Source organism: Gemmatimonas sp., from assembly GCF_046594945.1.
In the GTDB taxonomy this organism is placed as follows: domain Bacteria; phylum Gemmatimonadota; class Gemmatimonadetes; order Gemmatimonadales; family Gemmatimonadaceae; genus Gemmatimonas.
This window is the reverse complement of sequence record NZ_JBKJRB010000130.1, coordinates 1-7,006: the sequence shown is the minus strand read 5'-3', so window position 1 is coordinate 7,006 and position 7,006 is coordinate 1. Positions and strand designations below refer to the sequence as shown.

Below are 7,006 nucleotides of genomic sequence, written 5' to 3'. Positions count from 1 at the left end.
CAGAGCACGTTGCCCTTCTTCCCGCTCACGGTTGAGTACAAGGAGAAGACCTACGCCGCCGGCAAGATTCCGGGCGGATTCATCAAGCGCGAAGGGCGCCCGCATGATCATGAGATCCTTGCGTGCCGCATCATCGATCGCTCGATCCGTCCGCTCTTCCCGGAAGGCTTCAAGAACGAAGTGCAGGTGTTCGTCTACGTCATCTCGGCCGATCAGGAGAATGACGCAGACGTCCTGGCACTGCTCGCCACGTCGTTCGCACTGAACGCGTCGCGGATTCCGTTCATGGGCCCGATCGGCGGCGTGCGCGTCGGCCGCGTGCAGGGACATTGGGTGCTCAACCCGACGTTCCAGCAGCTGGCCTTCTCCGACCTGGAGTTGATTGTCGCCGGGTCGCAGGATTCGATCGTGATGGTGGAAGGCGGGGCGCTCGAAGTGTCGGAATCCGACGTGCTCGAGTCGCTGCGCCTCTCCCACGATGGCATCCGCGAGCTCATCGCGATGCAGAACGAATTGCTGGCCAAAGTGCAGGTGCCGAAGATGGCGTGGACGAAGTCCGTCTCGCCCGACACCGTTGTCAGCCGCGCCACGGCGCATGCCTCGGGTCGCATTCGCGAAGCGCTGAACCAGAAGGACAAGCACACCCGCATCGAAGCCATCGAAAAGGTCAAGAAGGAAGTGGCGGCGGAACTGCTGGTCGAGTTCCCCGACAACGCCAAGGACATTCACAGCGTCCTGGGCGATGTCGAGTACAACGAACTGCGCGCGCAGGTGCTGACCACGAATCTGCGCGTCGACGGTCGCAAGCCCGCCGAAGTGCGAGGGATCAGCATCGACAACAGCCTGCTGCCTCGTGCGCACGGCTCGTCGCTTTTCACGCGTGGCCAGACGCAGGCGCTCGTCGCCGCGACGCTCGGCACCGCGAAAGATGCGCAGCGTCTCGACACGATCAACGAAGCGGGCGAGACCACGCGCTCGTTCATGCTGCACTACAACTTCCCGCCGTTTTCGACCGGTGAAGTGCGCCCGATGCGCGGCACCAGTCGTCGCGAAATCGGCCACGGCAACTTGGCCGAGCGCGCGCTCCAGGGTGTGCTCCCCGACTTTGCGGATTTCCCGTACACGATCCGTATCGTGTCGGAAGTGCTCGAGTCGAACGGTTCGTCGTCGATGGCCTCGGTATGTGGCGGCTCGCTCGCCCTGTTTGATGCCGGTGTGCCGATGAAGGCGGCCGTTGCCGGCGTGGCGATGGGGCTCATCAAGGAAGGCGACAAGTACGCGATCCTCACCGACATCCTCGGCACCGAAGATCATCTCGGCGACATGGACTTCAAGGTCGCGGGCACGAAGGACGGCATCACGTCGATCCAGATGGATATCAAGATCGAGGGGCTCGACCTCAAGATCATGGAAGAGGCACTGCTGCAGGCCAAGGAAGGCCGCCTGCATATCCTCGCCGAAATGGACAAGGCGCTTGCCGCGCCGCGCGCTGACCTCTCGAAGTACGCGCCACGGATCGTGACGGTGCAGATCCCGGTCGACAAGATCGGCGAGCTAATCGGACCGAAGGGCAAGAATATCCGTGGCATCCAGGAAGAGACGGGTGCCGAGCTCACGGTCGACGACGATGGGACGGTGACGATCGCCGCTGTGGGTGCCGAAGCAATGGAGCGCGCCCGCAAGATGGTCGAAGGTATGACCGCCGAGGCGGTGGTGGGCGATACCTACGAAGGCACGGTCAAGACCGTGACGGCGTTCGGCGCGTTTATCGAAATCATGCCGGGTACCGAAGCGCTCCTGCACGTCTCCGAGATGAAGTGGGAACGCGTCGAGAAGCCGGAAGACGTGGTCAAGAAGGGCGATCGGGTGACGGTCAAGCTGGTCGATCGCGACGAGCGTGGACGTCTCCGTCTGTCCATGAAGGCGCTTCTTCCGCGCCCCGAAGGCATGCCGGAAGAGACGCCCGGTGAGCGCCCGCCGCGCCGTGAAGACAGTGGCGATCGGGGCAGTCGAAGCGGTGGACGGAGTGGTGGTGGCGGTCGGGATCGGCGCTAATACGGCGGGCGCTCAGGCGCCCACGTTGCAACGCACGGACCTACCTAATGGACTGACCGTGCTCTCGGAATCCGTTCCGGGAGCGCGGTCGGTTGCTTTCGGAGCATGGGTTCGCGCCGCAACGCTTCATGAACGACCGGAACAGATGGGTGTCTCGCATCTGCTCGAGCACATGGTGTTCAAGGGAACACGCACGCGTAGTGCTCAGCAGATTGCCCTCGCGCTCGAAACGCTCGGTGGTTCGCTCGATGCGTATACGGAGCGTGAACACACGTCGTATCAGGCACGCGTGCTCGATGAACATCTTCCGGAGGCCGCGTCGGTCATCGGTGAGTTGATCTTCGAGCCGTTGTTGCGTCAGGCCGATCTGGCCCTCGAGCGGAAGGTAATTCTCGAGGAAATCAGCATGGTCGACGACACGCCCGACGACATCATCTTCGACGTGCACAATCGTGCCGTCTGGGGTGATCATCCGCACGGCTTCCCGATCCTCGGTACGCGCGCCACCGTGAAGGCGCTCTCCGTGGCCGATCTCCATGATCTGCATGAGCGCGCATACCATCCCGGCCGTCTGGTCGTCGCCGCATCGGGGCGAGTCGAGCACGAGCAGCTGCTCGAGGCGCTGCAGACTGCTGGTTGGACCACGAGGGAACGCGGCGACATGTCGCCGTTTCCGCTCGACCCCGTCGAGGCCGCCGGTCCGCATGCGGAGCATGTGTCGCGCAAGGACATTGCGCAGACGCACATCGTACTCGGTGGACAGGGCATCGCCTTCGGCGACTCCCGCCGGTACGCGTTCGCGTTGCTCGACATGCTCATTGGCGGGGGCATGAGTTCACGCCTGTTTCAAAAAGTGCGCGAGGAGCTGGGGCTGGCGTATAGTGTGCAGACCTTCAGCAGCTCGTACGCCGACACCGGCGCGCACGGCGTGTATCTCGCGAGTGCGCCGGACACGGCGCAGGAAGCGTTGGATGCCGTTCGCGATGTGCTGCGTGATGTCGCGGTTAATGGCCTGTCGGAGGCCGATCTCGTTGCCGGTAAGCGCCAGCTACGCGGGCAGCTGGTGTTGTCGATGGAAGGCGTGTCGTCGCGCATGTATCGGGCGGCACTCACGGCGTTGTACGGCGAACCATACCGCAGTATCGACGAACTCAAGGCGCTGGTGGATGCCATCGACCTGGAGCAGGTGCGCGACGTCGCGCGCGACTTCTTCGACCCAGACCGTCAGATTCTCGTCAGCCTCGGCCCCAAGGCCGTTCGCTGACGTTTCACCTTTTCCGGAAATCGCGACTATGCGCATCGGTGTACCCAAAGAGATCAAGACCAACGAAAATCGGGTGGCCCTCGTCCCGGCCGGCGCGGAAGCGCTGACGGCGTCAGGCCACCAGGTATTCATCGAGACGGGTGCCGGAATCGGCAGTGGCTTTGATGACGACGCGTACCGCGCCGTTGGCGCCGAGATCGTGTCTGATGCCGCGACGGCCTGGGGCAATGCCGAGTTGCTCTTGAAAGTGAAGGAACCGATCGAGGCGGAATGGGGCTTCCTGCGTCGCGACCTCACGCTCTTCACGTACTTCCACTTCGCGGCCGACGAGAAGCTCACCAACGCCCACCTCGCCAGCGGCGCCACGTGCATTGCGTATGAAACGGTCGAGCTGCCGAATCGCGATCTGCCGTTGCTCATCCCGATGTCCGAAGTGGCCGGTCGGATGGCAGTGCAGGAAGGCGCCAAGTACCTCGAGAAGCTCTACGGTGGCCGTGGCGTGCTGTTGGGTGGCGTGCCGGGCGTCGCGCCGGCGAAGGTGGTTATCCTCGGTGGCGGCATCGTCGGTGTGAACGCGGCCAAAATGGCGGCTGGGCTCGGTGCCATGGTCGTCGTGCTCGACCTGTCGCTGGAGCGTCTGCGCTACCTCTCCGACGTCATGCCGGCCAATGTGCAGCTCGTGCACTCGAACCGTCATAATATTCTCGAGCAGATCAGTACCTGCGATCTGGTGATTGGTGGCGTGCTCATTCCGGGGGCCAAGGCGCCAAAACTAGTGCGCCGTGCGGACCTCGCCCTCATGCGTCCGGGAGCGGTCATCGTGGACGTGGCCGTCGACCAGGGTGGCTGCATCGAGACGATTCATCCGACCACGCACGAGAACCCGACGTACACGGTGGATGGCATTATTCACTACGGGGTAGCCAACATGCCGGGAGCGGTGCCGCGTACCTCCACGCTGGCCCTCACGAATGCCACGCTGCCGTACACGCTACTGCTGGCCAACAAGGGCTGGAAGAAGGCGCTGCGCGAGAACAGTGCGCTTCTCAAGGGGCTCAACATGACCGACGGCAAGCTGACGTATCAGGGTGTTTCCGACGCCTTCGGTATGGAGTGCACCGACCCGGCTACGTTCGTCGCTTAGCGTGACCCGTAGGAGCAGCAGAGGCCATCGGGACGATTGTCCGGTGGCCTCTCTCCGTTTCCATCCCGGATCACGTATCGTGTCCTAGGTCACGCTGCCGCAACAGCTTGTAACTGCTCTGGCGCGCACGTACCTTACCGATCACTGCTGCCGCAGCATGCCCTTTCCCGGCGCCCCGCGCCGTCGAGCACATACCTGGATGTTCTGGCCCTTTAATAAGTCCAACTCGTTCTTCCCGGCGAATGCCATCGCAGTCGATCTCGGCACCGCCAACACCCTGATTTACGTAAAGGGCGAGGGGATCGTGCTGAACGAGCCCTCGGTTGTCGCGCTCGATCGTGAGACCAAGAAGCTGAAGGGCGTCGGTCTGGAAGCAAAGCGCATGCTCGGTCGTACGCCCGACGGTATCATGGCCGTTCGGCCCATGAAGGACGGCGTGATCGCCGACTTCGATGTGACCGAGAAAATGCTGCGCTATTTCCTGACGCTCGTGATCGACAAGCACGTGTTCAAGGTGAAGCCGCGGGTGATCGTGTGTGTTCCGTCCGGCATCACGGAAGTGGAAAAGCGTGCGGTGCGTGACTCGGCGCTTGGCGCTGGGGCGAAAGAAGTTTTCATGGTGACGGAGCCGATGGCGGCGGCCATCGGTGTCGGACTTCCCGTGGAATCCCCCACCGGCAACATGGTGATCGATATCGGTGGTGGTACGACCGAAATCGCCGTGATCGCGCTGTCGGGCATAGTGAGCGACACGTCGATTCGCACCGGCGGCGACGAGCTCGACATCAGCATCGTGCAGTTCATGCGCAAGAACTACAATCTGCTGATCGGTGAGCCGACGGCGGAGCAGATCAAGATTCAAATCGGATCGGCATATCCCGTGGGCGACGAACGCGAGATGGAAGTGAAGGGTCGCGATCTGGTATCCGGAATTCCGAAAACGGTGCGCGTACACTCCAGCGAAATCCGCGAGGCGATTCAGGAACCGATCCAGCAGATCGTCGACGCCGTGCGTCGCGCGCTGGAGATTACGCCACCGGAACTGGCGTCGGACATCGTGGATCGTGGCATCGTGATGACCGGTGGCGGTGCCTTGATCCGCGGGCTCGACGTGTTGCTCAGTCAGGAGACCGGGTTGCCGATTCACGTCGATGAAGATCCGCTGACGTGTGTGGTGCGCGGTACCGGCAAGATCCTCGATGACGAGGAGAAGTACTGGTCTGTCCTCACGACCTGACCGCGCGGTGGCCCGAAGCGTCCGATCCGATGGGCGACTCGACACCGGTCTTGCGCTGGTGTGTGTCCTGTTGGCTGTCCTTGCCCTGATCCTTCCGCGGCGTACGCGCGAAGGATTCGCGGCGACGTTGCGCACGACGGTGCTGTCGCCGCTCGTGGCGCTCGAAGGGCGAGCCTCGTCCGTTCGGGCGGCGATTGTCGCGCGCAACGATGTCTTGGTCACGCGCGGGCAGGTGGCCACGCAGGCGTTACAGGTAAAGGCTGTGGCCGACGAGAACCGCACGTTGCGCAAATTGCTCGGGCTATCGGCACGACTGCAGGATGGATTTGTGCCGGCCGAGTTGTTGCCAGCTCGCGGCGCCGGCGATGAATTCACCATCGCCTTGGCCACCGGTTCCGATGCGGGCGTCCAGCCGTTCCTTCCCGTGGTGACAGCGGATGGTCTCGTCGGCATGGTGCAGAGTGTCGATCGCGCCACGAGCTTCGCCATTACGTGGGCGCACCCGGACTTTCGGGTGAGTGCAATGAGCGTGGACGAAGGCGCGTTCGGTATCGTTCAGCCGCATCTCGGCGCTGGCGCGGAGCGCTGGCTGCTCGAAATGCGTGGCGTGCCATTTCGCGCTAAGCTCGAACCGGGCACCTTGATCGTGAGTTCGGGACTGGGCGCCACATATCCGCGTGGCATTCCCGTCGGAACCGTGCTTGGCGAACTCTCGACGCCGGAGAAGTGGGCACGCACGTATCTGGTCAAGCCATCGGTGCTGCCGGCAGCGATCGGTCCGGTGCTCGTGCTGCTCTCCTCGCGCACGCAGCGGGGGGTGAACGGCGTGTGGACGACGGTCAGTGCGTCCGATAGTGCGGCCCGCGCGGTAGCCGCCGCCGGCGATTCGCTGGCACGCGCTGCAGCGCTGGACGAACTCGCTGCACGTCGTGCCGCGCTCGATGCGGCGGCCGACACGTTGACCGATTCAACGCTGGCGTTCGTGGCCGGAGGTCGCGGCACGGCAGCCGACAGTGCGCGTGCCGACAGCGCGCGCCTTCGCGCCCGCGCCGACAGCGGTGCTCGTCCGCGCGCGCGCGCTGATAGCAGCAAGCTGCGCCCCACGGTGCCGCCGCCGGCGCCCCGCACCGGCCCGCCGCCGGCGGGCTGGTAACGGTGCAAACGATGTGGAGCGTCGCATGAGTCGGCCGCAGCAACAGTCGCCCGGAATGGGGAGTGCGCTCCGCGCTTGGCTGGGATTCGCGATTCTGTTGACGGCGCATTTCTCCGTGCGGCCCCTATTCAGCGGCCGCGCAAACATCGACTT

Annotated in this window: 5 protein-coding genes; all 5 read left to right on the top strand. The window is 63.7% G+C overall.

Translation table 11 applies throughout. The features are described from left to right. Window positions 1-2,055 (top strand): polyribonucleotide nucleotidyltransferase (locus ACLL97_RS16010; RefSeq protein ID WP_411281481.1); only part of this gene is annotated, 2,055 nt, incomplete at its 5' end. Beyond that, window positions 1,967-3,319 carry a M16 family metallopeptidase gene (locus ACLL97_RS16005; RefSeq protein ID WP_411281480.1) on the top strand — a complete coding sequence of 451 codons (1,353 nt, stop codon included), beginning with the start codon at window positions 1,967-1,969 and terminating at the stop codon, window positions 3,317-3,319. The genes ACLL97_RS16010 and ACLL97_RS16005, both read left to right, overlap by 89 nt. 28 nt (window positions 3,320-3,347) lie before the next feature. Then, on the top strand, window positions 3,348-4,463 hold the full coding sequence (ald, locus tag ACLL97_RS16000) for an alanine dehydrogenase (RefSeq protein ID WP_411281479.1): 1,116 nt from the start codon (window positions 3,348-3,350) through the stop codon (window positions 4,461-4,463). A gap of 199 nt (window positions 4,464-4,662) precedes the next feature. Continuing rightward, window positions 4,663-5,700: a rod shape-determining protein gene (locus tag ACLL97_RS15995; RefSeq protein ID WP_171224384.1), complete on the top strand. Its 1,038-nt coding sequence runs from the start codon at window positions 4,663-4,665 to the stop codon at window positions 5,698-5,700. Between the two features lie 7 nt (window positions 5,701-5,707). Continuing rightward, window positions 5,708-6,853 carry a rod shape-determining protein MreC gene (gene mreC, locus ACLL97_RS15990; RefSeq protein WP_411281478.1) on the top strand — a complete coding sequence of 382 codons (1,146 nt, stop codon included), beginning with the start codon at window positions 5,708-5,710 and terminating at the stop codon, window positions 6,851-6,853. Window positions 6,854-7,006 lie beyond the last annotated feature (153 nt).

Bases quoted from the DNA above. Each gene is read 5' to 3' on its own strand.
- ACLL97_RS15995 (WP_171224384.1), top strand. From the start codon at position 4,663: ATGTTCTGGCCCTTTAATAAGTCCAACTCGTTCTTCCCGGCGAATGCC.
- ald (WP_411281479.1), top strand. From the start codon at position 3,348: ATGCGCATCGGTGTACCCAAAGAGATCAAGACCAACGAAAATCGGGTG.